13 protein-coding genes are annotated in these 14,422 nt (G+C 38.0%); 9 read left to right on the top strand and 4 right to left on the bottom strand.

The window, feature by feature from the left end; all coding sequences use genetic code 11:
* Positions 1–83 precede the first annotated feature (83 nt).
* The gene (locus tag AC07YT_RS15110) at positions 84–1,229 is read left to right on the top strand and encodes a PAS domain-containing sensor histidine kinase (protein ID WP_086545845.1); all 1,146 of its coding nucleotides are present in this window, start codon (positions 84–86) and stop codon (positions 1,227–1,229) included.
* Between the two features lie 55 nt (positions 1,230–1,284).
* Here the strand turns inward: AC07YT_RS15110 and mgrA are convergent, their stop codons facing one another.
* Positions 1,285–2,274 (bottom strand): L-glyceraldehyde 3-phosphate reductase, encoded by a 990-nt coding sequence (mgrA, locus tag AC07YT_RS15115; RefSeq protein ID WP_086545846.1) that lies wholly within the window; start codon positions 2,272–2,274, stop codon positions 1,285–1,287.
* A 393-nt stretch (positions 2,275–2,667) separates the two neighbouring features.
* Here mgrA and AC07YT_RS15120 point away from each other — a divergent pair, with 393 nt between their 5' ends.
* On the top strand, positions 2,668–3,840 hold the full coding sequence (locus AC07YT_RS15120; protein ID WP_086545847.1) for an aldose epimerase family protein: 1,173 nt from the start codon (positions 2,668–2,670) through the stop codon (positions 3,838–3,840).
* 72 nt (positions 3,841–3,912) lie between these two features.
* Here AC07YT_RS15120 and AC07YT_RS15125 read toward each other — a convergent pair whose 3' ends face one another.
* Positions 3,913–4,578, bottom strand: a complete 666-nt coding sequence (locus tag AC07YT_RS15125; RefSeq protein ID WP_086545848.1) for an HAD family hydrolase — start codon at positions 4,576–4,578, stop codon at positions 3,913–3,915.
* Between the two features lie 222 nt (positions 4,579–4,800).
* Here AC07YT_RS15125 and AC07YT_RS15130 point away from each other — a divergent pair, with 222 nt between their 5' ends.
* Positions 4,801–5,409: a Crp/Fnr family transcriptional regulator gene (locus AC07YT_RS15130; RefSeq protein WP_086545849.1), complete on the top strand. Its 609-nt coding sequence runs from the start codon at positions 4,801–4,803 to the stop codon at positions 5,407–5,409.
* On the opposite strand, the gene AC07YT_RS15135 is transcribed toward AC07YT_RS15130, so the two are convergent.
* Both AC07YT_RS15135 and AC07YT_RS15140 read right to left on the bottom strand, forming a co-directional pair.
* Positions 5,406–6,038 carry a phosphatase PAP2 family protein gene (locus AC07YT_RS15135; RefSeq protein WP_086545850.1) on the bottom strand — a complete coding sequence of 211 codons (633 nt, stop codon included), beginning with the start codon at positions 6,036–6,038 and terminating at the stop codon, positions 5,406–5,408. The two genes, AC07YT_RS15130 and AC07YT_RS15135, sit on opposite strands and share 4 nt — an antisense overlap.
* Positions 6,039–6,587: 549 nt before the next feature.
* On the bottom strand, positions 6,588–6,938 hold the full coding sequence (locus tag AC07YT_RS15140) for a hypothetical protein (RefSeq protein ID WP_145954223.1): 351 nt from the start codon (positions 6,936–6,938) through the stop codon (positions 6,588–6,590).
* Between the two features lie 195 nt (positions 6,939–7,133).
* Between AC07YT_RS15140 and AC07YT_RS15145 the strand changes: the two genes are divergently transcribed.
* From AC07YT_RS15145 to AC07YT_RS15170, 6 genes are all read left to right on the top strand, one after another.
* Positions 7,134–8,351, top strand: a complete 1,218-nt coding sequence (locus AC07YT_RS15145; RefSeq protein ID WP_086545852.1) for a sterol desaturase family protein — start codon at positions 7,134–7,136, stop codon at positions 8,349–8,351.
* A complete protein-coding gene (locus AC07YT_RS15150; protein ID WP_086545853.1) occupies positions 8,341–9,033 on the top strand; it encodes a lysoplasmalogenase in 693 nt (230 codons plus the stop codon). Before AC07YT_RS15145 ends, AC07YT_RS15150 begins: the two co-directional genes overlap by 11 nt.
* A 411-nt stretch (positions 9,034–9,444) precedes the next feature.
* Entirely contained in the window at positions 9,445–10,053 is a 609-nt protein-coding gene (locus tag AC07YT_RS15155) for a Pvc16 family protein (RefSeq protein WP_086545854.1), read from the top strand.
* A complete protein-coding gene (locus AC07YT_RS15160; protein WP_086545855.1) occupies positions 10,050–11,159 on the top strand; it encodes a hypothetical protein in 1,110 nt (369 codons plus the stop codon). The genes AC07YT_RS15155 and AC07YT_RS15160 overlap by 4 nt, the downstream gene beginning before the upstream one ends.
* A gap of 18 nt (positions 11,160–11,177) precedes the next feature.
* Positions 11,178–12,962 carry a phage tail sheath family protein gene (locus tag AC07YT_RS15165; RefSeq protein ID WP_086545856.1) on the top strand — a complete coding sequence of 595 codons (1,785 nt, stop codon included), beginning with the start codon at positions 11,178–11,180 and terminating at the stop codon, positions 12,960–12,962.
* 3 nt (positions 12,963–12,965) lie between these two features.
* The gene (locus tag AC07YT_RS15170; RefSeq protein ID WP_086545857.1) at positions 12,966–14,411 is read left to right on the top strand and encodes a phage tail sheath family protein; all 1,446 of its coding nucleotides are present in this window, start codon (positions 12,966–12,968) and stop codon (positions 14,409–14,411) included.
* Positions 14,412–14,422: the final 11 nt, after the last annotated feature.

Raw genomic sequence — 14,422 nt, forward strand, 5'->3', positions numbered from 1 at the left:
GGGCCAACTTGTATGATAAGGAGTACGATTTCATTTTAATCAAAAAAATATCAGCATAGTCGGGTTTTAATTTTAAAATATAAATGGGAAGTTATTCAAAGGTTTTAAATAATAATCAACTTTTAGAGGTGCTTTCCTTATCAAAAGATGCTACAGCCATATACACATCAGAGCAAATTGTAATCGAAATGGCCAACGATGCGATGATTGCTTTTTGGGGTAAAGACCGCTCGGTAATCGGTAAACCTTTAGAAGATGCCGTGCCTGAGTTAAAGGGGCAACCTTTTATCAATATGCTGAAAAATGTGTTGCTAACTGGGATTACAGATAAAGGTGATGCTATTCCGGCTGAAACAATAAGAAACGGGACGTTACACACCGCTTACTATGCCTACGAATACCGGGCCATTAAGGATGAAACCGGACTGCCTTATTGTATTCTACATACCGCAAGTGATGTGACCGATATGGTTAAGGCTAAAAATGCCATTAGAGAGACTGAATTACAGCGGGAGGCACTAGATCAGGAACAGGTTTTAATCAGCATAAAGGAAGAGCGGCAAAAGAATGATTTTATCAGCATGATAAGCCATGAGTTAAAAACACCCATAACCTCTATTAGTGCTTATGTTCAATTAATGCAGAACCGAAGTTTAAACGATCTTTTTATTGTAAATACTTTAGATAAGGTCCAAAAGCAGATCCGGAAAATGAGCACCATGATCAGTTCTTTTTTAAACGTATCCCGTTTAGAATTTGGAAAAATCCATTTGAACCTATCCGATTTCGATCTCAGTAAACTGATTTTTGAGGTTGTAGAAGATTTGGGATTGATCCATTCCACTAATCAGATTACTTTTGTAGCAGGAGCGCCTAAATTGATTAATGCTGACAGAGATAAAATAGGTTCAGTGATTTCAAATTTGATTAGTAATGCCGTAAAATATTCAGATCATGGCAGTACTATTTTGGTCAAATCAGAAGTCATAGGAGATAAAATGCATGTTTCTGTAACCGATAACGGTATAGGTATTCAGTCTCATGAGCTGGACAAACTTTTTGACCGGTTTTACCGGGTAGAAAACCAGCAAACTAAAACCATTTCGGGCTTTGGGATAGGCTTATACCTGAGTGCAGAGATTATAAATTTGCACAATGGTAAAATCTGGGCAGAAAGTGATTATGGTACTGGTTCAACCTTTCACTTTTCACTACCTGTAGGTCAGTGACAAGTGATTTTTAAAATCGTCATCCTCAATAGCTTTGAGAATGACGATTAGTTTTTTAACTTAAAATTTCATCAATCAGTTTTACTTCCGCATCACTAAATTCGATATTATCTAAAGCTTTAATTGAATCCGTAATCTGTTCTGGTTTACTGGCACCTATTAAAACTGTGGTAATTCTATTGTCTTTCAATATCCACGATAAAGCCATATGTGCTAATTTTTGTCCGCGTGATTTGGCAACATCGTTTAATTTGGCAATGACAGCTAATTTTTCGGGTGTGATGTTGCTTTCTTTCAGGAAGATACCACTGGTTGCTACTCTCGAATCGGAAGGAATACCGTGTAAATATTTATCGGTAAGTAAACCTTGTGCCAATGGTGAAAATGGAATACAGCCTACACCATTTTGGGCCAAAACATCAAGCAAACCATCTTCAACCCAACGTTCAAACATCGAGTATTTAGGCTGGTGGATTAAACAGGGCGTGCCGTTATCTTTTAAAATTTTAATTGCTTTTGCAGCTTCTTCTGCCTTATAATTCGAAATACCAACATACAAAGCTTTTCCTTGCTGAACCAGGAGACTTAAGGCACCCATGGTTTCTTCAAGCGGGGTTTCAGGATCAGGACGGTGGTGGTAAAAAATATCAACATAATCCAGTTTCATGCGTTTTAAGCTTTGATCTAAACTGGAAACCAAGTATTTTTTCGAACCCCAGTCGCCATAAGGACCATCCCACATGGTATATCCGGCTTTGCTTGAAATAATCATTTCATCACGATAACCTTTAAAATCTTCGTGAAGGATTTTTCCGAAAACTTCTTCAGCCGACCCGGGAGGGGGACCATAGTTATTGGCTAAATCGAAATGGGTAATGCCATTGTTAAAAGCGGTATAAATTAAGTTTTTGCTGTTTTCAAAAACGTTTACATGTCCGAAATTATGCCATAAACCCAACGATATTGCGGGCAATTTTATGCCGCTGTTTCCACAACGGCGATATAACATTTTGTCGTAACGATCTGTTGAAATGTTTTGATTCATATTTGGGATTTGATAGCAGCAATAATAATCAGTTTTAGTGGATTTTAATTGATATTAGTTAATATATTATCTTCAAATCAATAAAATTCAGAAAGTTCAATTCAAACGTATGATCCATCGTCACGCTAAACCTTTCATTATCTTTTCCTCATCTTCTTAAGAAAACTGAAATAAATCCGATCACTATCCGATCAGGATATAAATAAATCAAAGATTATTAATCATTCTACATTTTGTTATCACCACTTCTACAAATTGTATCATGATGGGTGTGTAAAAAAATTATTCTCCAACTTATGCATTTGGATTCTTCTAAATCGTTTTATTTATCAAGTTAAGTGCTATCTTTATATTTAAAACTTAATTAAAAAATCTAAACCAAGTATCCATTTTATGAAATTACAATCATTCACCAGCCTCGGTGTACTGGCTGCAATAGGCTTTGCATCTTGCCAATCCGGAACCCACAAGACTTCATCAACAGATAGCTTAAAAAGCGACTCGGTAGCAGTTGTAAAACTTGTGGCCGATTCGTTTAAAAAGGAAATTGATGGTAAGCAAACCGCATTGTATACCTTAAAAAATAAGAATAATGCGGAAGCTATTTTTACCAATTACGGTGGGCGCCTGGTTAGCTTATTGGTACCTGATAAAGCTGGTAAGTTAGTTGATGTGGTAGTGGGTTTTAAAAGTGTTACTGATTACGAAAAATCAACCGAGCCGTATTTTGGGGCAACTATTGGTCGCTATGGTAACCGCATAGCAAAGGGTAAGTTTACGCTTGAGGGTAAAAGCTACTCATTATTCACCAATAACGGGCAGAATACCCTTCATGGTGGAAAAAAAGGTTATCAATATGTAGTTTGGGACGCCAGTCAGCCCAATGATAATACTTTGGTGCTTCATTATTTATCAAAAGATGGTGATGAAAATTTTCCGGGTAATTTAGATGTTAAGGTAACTTATACTTTAACGGATGATAATGAGTTGAAAATGGACTATGAGGCTAAAACCGATAAAACCACTATCGTAAATTTAACCAACCACGCATTCTTTAATTTAAATGGCGATGGAAGCGGTGAGATTTTGAACCACAAGGTGCAGATTTATGCCGATGAATATACACCGGTTGATTCTACCTTGATCCCGACAGGAAAAATTGAAAAGGTTAAGGGAACGCCGTTCGATTTCACCACAGAAACGACTATTGGTGCGCGTATAAATGATAAAAACGAACAGTTAACTTTTGGGAAAGGTTATGATCATAACTATGTGCTGAATAAAACCAAGGCAATGGGCATGTTTCATGCAGCTACTGTTAAAGGAGATCAGTCGGGCATCGTGATGGATATTTATACACAGGAACCAGGCTTGCAATTTTACAGCGGAAACTTTATGCAAAGTAAAAATACCTTTAAAACGGGTGCTAAAGATGATTTTAGAACAGCAATTGCATTAGAAACACAACATTTTCCAGATTCACCAAATCAGCCAAATTTCCCATCAACGGTTTTAAAGCCTGGGCAAGTGTATAAAACGAGCTCGTTATATAAATTTACCAAATAATTATTTTGGTGATCACCATATTCCAGCAATGAAAAAATAAAAACGGCCTGTAGAAATGCAGGCCGTTTTTATTTAGAAAAGCTCCTGTAAAACAGGATCTGTATAATTGTCTATAAAAGCTATAATGTTCGTGTAAGCTGCAAATTCTTCCTTGGTGTGCATGGTTGTCAGTGCAACACACCTCATTCCGGCATGCAGTGCTGCTTCAACACCTTTTGGTGCATCTTCAAAAACAATACATTCGCTGGCTGCAACACCTAAAATTTCAGCCCCTTTGCTAAAGGTTTCAGGATCTGGTTTACTGTTTACCACATCTTCGGCGCTTACTATAGTTTTAAAATAAGAGCGGATATTTAAATTATCGAGTACGAAGTTGATATTGAAGGGAATAGCTGCCGAACCAATTGCCATTTGAACGCCTGATTGTTTTGCTTTTTCTAAAAAATCACCCAGTCCGGCTATTAACGTCAAATGTTTTTTATACGCAGCCTGATACCTGTGTTCTTTTTCGATAGAAATCTGATCAATCTGTTCCTGTGAGAAATGACCAACACCAAAAACACGTTCCAACAAATCCTGGTTTTTACCATACATCTGTTTTTTAACGGCATCGAAGCTTATGCTTGCACCTAAATCCTGTGTAAGGATATTATGCCAGGCATGGTTGTGGAAAGCCATATCATCAATCATGGTTCCATTCAGATCGAAAAGGAAAGCTTTAGGTTTATTGTTCGTCATGGCGGCAAAATTATCAGATTTTTTTTAGGATTAAGTCAAAATACCGTGATCAAAACGAAAATTTAATGAATAATTTATTCCTTAAAGTGGTGCCAAAAACAAATGTTGTGGAAAATAAATTTTCCACAACTGTAATTTTTAGGTTGTTATACTCGTTTTCATATTTGGAAATCCGGTATTCAAGTAATAGCTTGCATAGTTTTAAAACCCGGGATAAATATTATGACCGCTGCCCATCATGAAAGTGATCCGCTTATCAAGTATTTAAATGAGTTGCAGCCATTAAAAAAAGAAATAATAGAGCGGGTAAAAACCGAAACATTTAAAATCTCTGTTCGCAAAAACGAGGTTTTGCCTAACCTGAGCGATATCAGTGGCGATTGTTTATTCTTTATTGTTAAAGGGCTGGTACGGGCTTTTGTGCTTGATGAGGGGAAAGATATTACCGCATGGTTAACCGACGAAAACCATCTGATTGGCAGTATTCGAAATCCAGGGACACTTACGCCAACTTACCAGGAAGAATATCAGGCACTGGAAGATTCGGAATTACTTATACTTCCATATCGTTTTATTGATGACATGTACGCACAATTTCCTGAAACGAACATTTTAGCTAGAAAATTATTGGCTATACATTACCATATGTCGCAAGAGCGATCTATCTTATCCCGAATCCCTTCAGCAGAAATCAGGTACAAACAATTTAAGATCGGATATCCTACAATAAAGTCCAGGGTTCCGTTAAAATTTTTGGCCAGTTATCTGGGAATGCGGATTGAAACCTTAAGCAGGATCAGAAAGAAAGAAAAACTGGAAGAAAAGCGTTAATCTGTTTTCTTCTTGAAGTAAAAATAACAAAGCGGGAAAAGGCAAATTAAACCCAGCAGAAAACCACCAACGGTATCCGTAAACCAGTGTGCACCTAAATAAATTCTGGATGGGGCAATGGTAATCATCAAAAATGCTGATAAATAAGTGACTATATTTCTGGTGAGCTTAGGCATGTTTTTCAGCGTATTCATCAAAATAATTAAGAAGCCAAAAAAGAGCGTATAAGAAAGTACATGTCCACTGGGATAGCTCTGAAACCGGTTTACCTCCACCAATCGTACATAAAATGCAGTAGGACGTGGGCGGTTAATTACATTTTTAATCCCCAGGATAATTAATCCGGATAGTAAAACCGTTGAAATGAATAAACCTTCGCGTTTATATTTCTGCTGATAGAATATAACAGCCACCACTACTACTGAAAGTAATGAATAGGGGAGTTCGCCAAAAAAACTGATGGCCAACATCAATTTATCCAACCAATCTGCATGGTATTGCTGAATAAATAACGATGTTTTAATGTCAAAATCAAATAGGGGGTGCTGCGCAATAAAAAAACTTAAATAAGTAAAAGCAGCAACCAGTATGATGAGTATAAAAATGAGTGTATTTCGTTTTAAAAGCATAGGTATAGGTTGATGAAAAACCAAAACTATGGATTTTATGGCAATAGATGCAAAATTTTCAGCTTTTTAGCAATGGTGCGATTTGCTCATCTAATTCATGAAAGGGTGACTTTGAGTATAAGAAAAACTACAAGACCAAAAATATTCATCAAGGAAATAAAACGATTCATCAAGGAAATATGCCTATCTGTATAATCTGTTATGATATGTAAAAATGATTTTTAATCTTCGAATCAGATAATAAGGATATCTATGCTTACGAGGTTGGCAGGATTAATTTCCTGCCGACTGAAGAGGCACTCCATTCGAAAATTTAAACATAAATTATACTTTTTGTATTAACGCTCCAGCCGAAGCCTACCTCCTTTCAATGAGGAGGTGCTTAGGTTGATTCATATGGTGCCCTTTCTACCACCAATTTTCCGCAATTGATGCTGTGTTTTTCTGAGGTACGGAGCTTAGACAATATAAAGATGAGCGATTAAAGCCGCGCGGAGGAAAATGTGCTGGTTTTTACGCCACAGCACTAGAAATTATATGATGGTTTAATTATTTTACAATAATCTGCTTCGGATCGGTAACTAAAATCTGTTTTTTGCCCTTGTAATCAGATACGATTCCGGTAACACAAATTTTATTTCCCATAAACATGCTTGAAGGTTCTGAAGGAAATTTACCCAGGTCTTCTTTATTGATCACTACAGTAATTAGCTCTTTTGGATAGGCTCCACCTAAATTAATTAAGGTTAATTTATCTAAAGCCTTTGCACTATATACCGAATCGCAAATAGTTACATTTTTACCGATATATTGAGCGGCGTCTTTGGCTAATACCAGCGTTTGGCTCTTTGCATAAAATGCTGTCGCCATTAGCAAAAGAAGGAGAGATAATTTTTTCATAGATGGGATGATTTAAATGAAAATTTAATAACGCCAAAAGCATGAGTTTAGCCTTTCAAAGGTAAGGTGAATTTGACAGAAATCAATAACTAAAACCAAACAAGCACAAATATTACAAGAATTAGATTTTAGGTTGACCTGAAAATTTTCTAAATTGTAAAGTTAATATCGCTGGCCAAATATTTTTTTGTTGATATGAAAGTAGACTACATCGCCTTATCTGTACCGGTTTTTTTTATACTGATCGGAATAGAATTGGCTTATAATTTTTATAAAAAACTAAATTATTACCGGCTTAATGACAGTATTGCGAATTTAAGTCAGGGTATAGGGCAGCAGCTCACCGGGATTTTTATGAAAACCGCATTGTTTTTTGGCTACAAATATATTTTTGAACACTGGCGTTTATTTGAATTACCCAAAACAATATGGGTTTGGATACTGCTGTTTATTGGAGTCGACTTTTTCTATTATTGGTTTCACCGGATGAGCCACGAAGTAAATGCTTTATGGGCAGCGCATATTGTACATCACCAATCAGAAGAATATAATTTAACCGTGGCTTTACGTCAAAGTTGGTTTCAGGGCTGGTTTAGTTGGGTATTTTATCTCCCTTTGGCATTTATTGGTTTTGATCCGATCATGTTTTTAACCTTAAGTTCGTTCAATACGTTGTATCAGTTCTGGATTCATACCAGGGCCATTAAAAGTATGGGCTTTTTAGAGTATATTTTAAATACCCCTTCACATCATCGCGTACACCATGGTTCTAATCCGAAATATATTGATAAAAACCATGCCGGTACGTTAATTATCTGGGATCGCTTTTTTGGAACTTTCCAGAAAGAAGAAGAAGAGGTTTATTATGGAATCACCAAACCGCTGGCCAGTTGGAATCCAGTCTGGGCAAATCTTCATTATTGGGACGATCTGGTTAAAACTGCAAAGCAATCGCCAAAGTTCAGCGATAAAATTAAAGTTTTTCTTAAACCACCGGGCTGGTTTCCTTCACACCTCGGTGGGTTTCAATCTGCACCTGAAATAAATGTAGAAACCTATAAAAAATATAATCCAGTATATCAATCTAAGCTTACAGCTTATGTTTTAATGCAGTTTTTGATTGCTTTAAGTGCAGGCGCTGCGATATTGTTTGCTTACCATAAAATGGAAACCATTACTTTGGTATCTGGAGCTGTTTTTACCATATTCACCTTAATTACCTGTGGTGCTTTATTAGAACAAAAGGCGTGGCAAATCAGGTTTGAGTATTTTAGGTTATTGTTTGGTGTTTTGCTGGTTTTGTTTTTGAAATTTCCAGTCGGATATCAAGTAATTTTTGTGGCTATCCAGTTAATATCCGTAATTTGGTTTTTTAATTTGCAAAAGGCAAATCCCGACCCTGATGAAGACTAAGCTATTTTCATTTATATTTTTCCTTGTATTTGTAATTCAGCTATATGCAGAATATGCCAATAACATCGAATTACGTAATTTCTCCAAGCCACTAATTGTAGTAGTACTTTTAGTATGGCTATACCTCAGTACAAATTTGAAGGGGCGTTTCCACAAAAGAATTTTTACAGGATTAATTTTTGCCGGAGTTGGCGATATTTTGCTGATGCTTCAAAGCGGTAAACCAGGTTTTTTTATTTACGGGTTAATCGCCTTTCTAGTCTGCCATATTTTTTACATCAGGGCATTTACACTCGATCATAAATCCAATCCCAGTCACAAAACGCCTTATTTTTTATGGGCAGTTGGGGCCTTTGCTATTTTCTGCTCAGGCTTATTTTTTTACCTCCAGCCAAAATTAGGTGCACTACAGTTTCCGGTGCTGATGTACGCGATCATTATTTGTGTAATGGCACTTATGGCGGTTAACCGTTACGGGAAAGTGAATATTTTTAGTTTTAAACTGATTCTCTATGGTGCACTGTTTTTCTTATTGTCAGATAGTGCATTAGCAGTGAATAAATTCGCTCAACCCATCCCACAAAGTGGCGCTTTAATTATGGCCACATACATGATTGCGCAGTACCTGATTGTTTATGGAACAATTTCTCGGCAGCTGGTGGTTAAAAGGACCGAAATTTAGTTTTGGTCATTATCCGTTTGTTATGTAATTTGTTGATAATTAACGATATAGTTGGTTTTAATCATTCTTGAGTAGTATTTCTAATACGTGTGATATCTTTTTTGTTTCAGTTTAAGTAAGTTTTATTTGCTCAAATTTGTAATTGGTAGAAGTAATCAAGCTCTTTTGCCATCAAAAAGTATTTATTCCTGTGTGTTGTTTTTAACAAATTGATTTTCAGTGTGTTAAAAACTGACTTCTTAGTAAGTTTATTTTTCATAAAAATTACGTCTGCGTCTTCCAATCGCCACTTTTCAGTTAGCGAATCTGTTAATAACTTTTTTTTGTAATTGTTAATAACTATCGGTGTTTTCCTGTCTAAGTTTATGTTAATCCTTTGAATACCAATAGTTCCAAAACGAATTTTTATCTATGATTAACGCAGCATTAGATTTTTTTTCGAAAGAAATTAATGGCTATCTAAACAATATCGCCAACACCACAGGTGAAGATTATATCGTGGTGAGCAGTGTGGTTTCGGAAGGAAAACTTGCTATACCCGAAAAAACGATGGGCATCACTTTGATGAACATTGAAGAAGACAGGGTTGTTAAAGATCAGCGCGTTACGGTCAAAAATATGCTCGGTGATATTGAAACAAGAAACCCCGATATCTACCTCAACCTTTACGTACTCATTTCAGCAAATTTTAACCATGCTGATACCGAATCACCAACCCTCGATTATTTGGAAGGTTTAAAGAAACTCTCACAGGTAATTGCTTTTTTTCAGGGTAAAAATGTATTTACACAGGCCAATTCGCCTTTGCTGGCCACTATTGATAAAAATATTGAACGTTTAAGTATCGAGCTTTTCAGTTTCAATTTTGAACAGATGAACCACTTTTGGAGCATCATTGGTCACAGTTACCTGCCATCGGTGTTGTATAAAATCAGGATGATTACCGTGCAGGAAAATGTACAGCTGGCACCAGATGGATTAGTTGAAAACATTTTGTTAAACACAAGAACCAAGTTATGAGTGCATACCGTAAATTACTTTCTGTTGGTGTAAACCACAATTATTACGAGGATAACCTTTGCGATGATTTTGGATTCATGCCTACCAGTGCCTCAATAGCTATCATGCGCAATCAGCGCTGGTTATTTAAAACATTTGGCTCGGGGTTTAGCGTGATTACAGAAATAGGCGCCGACTTAAAAAATAAGATCGATCTTTTAGATACCACGCTGCATTTTGGTATCAACTTAAATAATGCCGCCAAATTTTTAGCCGTTACACAATTAAATGAGATCGCACCGAATAAGGATTTTTTGAGTAATAAAAAGGTTTATTTTTCTAATAATGCGTTAAATCCCAATCTCGAATACCAGATTATTGACAGCATTGTTGGCGACCTGATGAATCTGAACTTTACACTTCCACCTGTAAATACAGAAGTAACGCTAAGGGTAAACTCCCTAACTGAAAATAACCTAATAGTGGATTTCGACAGCGAGGGACTACCTGTTAACGGTCCTTATAAAATTAAGCTCAACGGCAATAAGGTTTTCGAAAAACCGATCAATTTTGGCAAGTTGCCCGATGGACTTTACCATATATCCATCAAAAATGCAGCCGATACCGGTAACGATTTGTTGAGTTATAAAATTTTTAAAAGCAACGAATTAAGTGCACAGTCTATTTTTGGTGTACTGGAAATTAAAATGCCTGCAAGCAATGCCGTAGTTACCGAAACCAGGTTTTTGATCAGTTTTTCAAGGAAATCAACCATCTGGAAATATTATATCATTAACCAGAGCGGTATCGATTTGGATGATTTTGATTTGTTTGTAAAAGATAAGAGTCAGGATGGTACACCAAGCGGAAATCCGGTTTATGCCAAATATACCTTTACCGGAAATCCGGTGCCTGCCAATGATCCCGACCCGATAAATAAAATTGCCGATGCCGATATACTGCTTTTTAAAAGCAATGTAAAGATCCCTTTTTTTCAAAAAGTAAAACTGGGTATAGAGCTGAGTAAAAAAGACACCGGCGCAGAGGTGGTACTAACCAGGAATTTGCCCAATCCGGTACCCGAAAAGCAAGCAGGTGATGAGAGTAAAATATATGTATATGTTTAAAAAATAATTAATCATGATATGGCGCTAACATATAAACATCCAGGGGTTTACGTTGAAGAGATTTCGACTATCCCGCCTTCTATTGCACAGGTAGATACGGCCATCCCCGGCTTTATCGGTTATACTGCAAAACGGGAAAAAAATGGTGTAGCCTTTGCTGCTAATACACCGGTACGCATTACCTCATTATTAGAGTTTGAGGTTTTCTTTGGTGGTGCCTTCCCTGAAGTACTCGAAGTAACCATCAATGAGCCCGAAAAAGGTAAATTGACACCAAAAATTGATGTAAGCGCCGCAACAACAGTTACGGGTGTTTCGGGCTATATTTTATACTATCATGTAAAAATGTTTTACGAAAACGGCGGCGGTCCATGTTGGGTAATTTCTGCAGGTACGTACAATAGTACGCCGGCAATAACCAAGGCTGCTTTAAAACTCGGTTTGCAGGCCTGCGAAAGGGAAGATGAAATTACCCTGCTGCTCATCCCCGAAATTACAGCATTAAGTTCTGCTGCTGATATTAAAGAATTAAACGATGGCATGCTCGCACAGTGCGCCAAACTGCAAGATCGTTTTACCATTATAGATGCCCCACAGGTCAATTTATCAACAACCTATTCGGATGCCGATAAATTCAGGAACGACCTGGTAAGTGCCGATAACCTTAAATATGGCGCCGCATATTACCCGCAGGTACAAACTGGTGCAAGTTATGGCCGGGTAGCCAATGAAGATATTAAAATAGCGGCCGATAACCGAACAGGTGCCAATAATGGAATTTATAAAAAAGTTGGCTCTACTAAAAAAGCAATTACGAAGATTACCGATAAATCTGTAGCGGCTGTAAAAGCTTCGGCAACCATCACCTTTGATGGTTTAGCCATAACGGGTCATTCGATTTCCATAGCCGGCTTTAGCTTTACTTTTGGTCCGACTGGAATTGCAATCGGTGCAAGCACAAGTATAACGGCGACGGCTTTAAAAACGGCAATTGATGGCAATACAGAACTGGCTGCGCTGGTAGAAACTTCGGTAACAACATCGGTATTAACTGTAAATGCTAAAACTGCAGGTAACGAAGGCAATGCAATTTCCATTGTTTACGATCCAAAAGGAACTACGCCTCAGATTACCTTAAGCAGTTCATTGCTAACCGGAGGCTTTGATAGCACAGACTTTGGCTTGTTTAATCAGATCCAGGCAGCGCTTGATGCTTATACCGTTCCGCTTTATCCTTCGGGCATTATAGCTGGGGTTATGGCACGCGTTGATAGCGACCGTGGGGTGTGGAAAGCGCCCGCAAATGTAAGTTTATTAACCGTTGATAAACCTTTACTTACCGTAAGCGATGAGGAGCAGGATTATCTTAATGTAGATGCCACATCGGGCAAAAGCATCAACGTAATCAGGAAATTTGCTGGCCGGGGAACTTTGGTTTGGGGAGCCAGAACATTGGCTGGTAACGATAACGAATGGCGTTATGTTCCTGTAAGGCGTTTTTTTATCATGGTAGAAGAATCGATCAAAAAAGCAACGGAGTTTGTTGTTTTCGAACCAAATGATGCCAGAACATGGATGCGCGTAAAAAACATGTGCCAAAATTACCTCACGGTATTATGGAGGCAGGGTGCATTGGCCGGAGCCAAAGCCGAAGATGCATTTTTTGTCAATGTGGGTTTGGGCATCACCATGACCTCGCTCGACATTCTGGAAGGACGCCTGATCATAGAAATTGGAATGGCCGCCGTTAGACCAGCAGAGTTTATTGTCCTTAAATTTTCTCACCTATTAGCAAAATCTTAAATTATGGCAACCAATTATAAAACCCCTGGCGTTTACATAGAGGAAATAAGTAAACTGCCGGCATCAATAGCAGCAGTTGAAACGGCTATTCCTGCATTTATCGGCCGTACCGAATTTGCCAAAGATGAAAATGGGAACGATGTTTTACCTGCTGCGCCAACGAAGTTGCCAACCCCCATCCGGATTACTTCGTTTCTTGACTATCAAAAATATTTTGGCGGTGCCAATTCAGAAACAACGGTTTTCGAAACCAGTGGTATACCCACTATAACCGACACTGAAGTTGACGGTAAAATAGTAAAACGGGTAATAAGCTGTGATGCCAAAAAAAGCGAGACGAGCGGTAAATACATGTATTATGCGATACAAATGTTCTATGCAAATGGTGGCGGAGCCTGTTATATTGTTTCGAGCGGAAGTTACAGTACCGATTTAACCACAGATGCTGCCAAAGCGGGTTTAGATGCAATTGCAAAAGTTGACGAACCAACGATGCTGGTATTTACCGATAAGCATAAATTATTAAATAGTACCAAATCAGGCTATAAAGATGTTTATGATTATGCATTAATGCAATGCGCGAAACTGCAAGACCGTATAGCCATTTTTGATGCCTGGGTATTATCCGATTCTCCCTATGCCGATGCCGGTATTGTGCGGAACGATATTGGTACAGCAAATTTAAAATATGGTGCCGCTTATTATCCCTGGCTGCAAAGTACATTAAGTTATGCCTATAACGAACAGGTAAAAGTAAAACACCAGGTAAATGCCGGTAACGGACCTTATAACGATCTAACCTTAGCTGACATTAAAGCCCTGGATTTAAGTACCTATCGTGCACTGGTAAACGAAATGGATAAAAATGTAATCGATTTGCCGCCTTCGGGCGCAGTAGCAGGGATAATGGCAAGGGTTGATAACAACCGTGGCGTTTGGAAAGCACCGGCTAACGAGAGCGTAAACCTGGTTACTGGCCCCTCATTAAAAGTTACCGCACAACAGCAGGAAACACTTAATATAGACCCAACTACGGGTAAATCAATTAACGTAATCCGCTTTTTTACAGGCAAGGGAACTTTGGTTTGGGGAGCACGTACCCTGGCAGGAAACGATAACGAATGGCGGTACATTTCGGTAAGGCGTTTTTATAATTTTGTTGAAGAGAGCGTTAAAAAAGCCACTGAGTTTGTGGTTTTCGAACCCAATGATGCCAATACCTGGCTGCGCGTAAAAACCATGTGCGAGAATTTCTTAAACCAGCTCTGGCGTCAGGGGGCATTACAGGGCGCAAAACCCGACGACGCCTACTTCGTGCGCATTGGTTTGGGGGTAACCATGACCTCGCTTGATATCCTCGAAGGCAGAATGAATGTAGAAATCGGCATGGCAGCCGTGCGCCCGGCAGAATTTATCATCTTAAAATTCTCACATAAATTACAAGAATAATTCATCATAAA

It is taken from the genome of Pedobacter sp. GW460-11-11-14-TSB4, assembly GCF_059423705.1.

Coding starts and splice junctions, on each gene's coding strand:
- AC07YT_RS15170 (WP_086545857.1), top strand. CDS start 12,966: ATGGCAACCAATTATAAAACCCCTGGCGTTTACATAGAGGAAATAAGT.
- AC07YT_RS15145 (WP_086545852.1), top strand. CDS start 7,134: ATGAAAGTAGACTACATCGCCTTATCTGTACCGGTTTTTTTTATACTG.
- mgrA (WP_086545846.1), bottom strand. CDS start 2,274: ATGAATCAAAACATTTCAACAGATCGTTACGACAAAATGTTATATCGC.
- AC07YT_RS15165 (WP_086545856.1), top strand. CDS start 11,178: ATGGCGCTAACATATAAACATCCAGGGGTTTACGTTGAAGAGATTTCG.
- AC07YT_RS15120 (WP_086545847.1), top strand. CDS start 2,668: ATGAAATTACAATCATTCACCAGCCTCGGTGTACTGGCTGCAATAGGC.
- AC07YT_RS15140 (WP_145954223.1), bottom strand. CDS start 6,938: ATGAAAAAATTATCTCTCCTTCTTTTGCTAATGGCGACAGCATTTTAT.
- AC07YT_RS15125 (WP_086545848.1), bottom strand. CDS start 4,578: ATGACGAACAATAAACCTAAAGCTTTCCTTTTCGATCTGAATGGAACC.
- AC07YT_RS15130 (WP_086545849.1), top strand. CDS start 4,801: ATGACCGCTGCCCATCATGAAAGTGATCCGCTTATCAAGTATTTAAAT.
- AC07YT_RS15155 (WP_086545854.1), top strand. CDS start 9,445: ATGATTAACGCAGCATTAGATTTTTTTTCGAAAGAAATTAATGGCTAT.
- AC07YT_RS15135 (WP_086545850.1), bottom strand. CDS start 6,038: ATGCTTTTAAAACGAAATACACTCATTTTTATACTCATCATACTGGTT.
- AC07YT_RS15160 (WP_086545855.1), top strand. CDS start 10,050: ATGAGTGCATACCGTAAATTACTTTCTGTTGGTGTAAACCACAATTAT.
- AC07YT_RS15110 (WP_086545845.1), top strand. CDS start 84: ATGGGAAGTTATTCAAAGGTTTTAAATAATAATCAACTTTTAGAGGTG.
- AC07YT_RS15150 (WP_086545853.1), top strand. CDS start 8,341: ATGAAGACTAAGCTATTTTCATTTATATTTTTCCTTGTATTTGTAATT.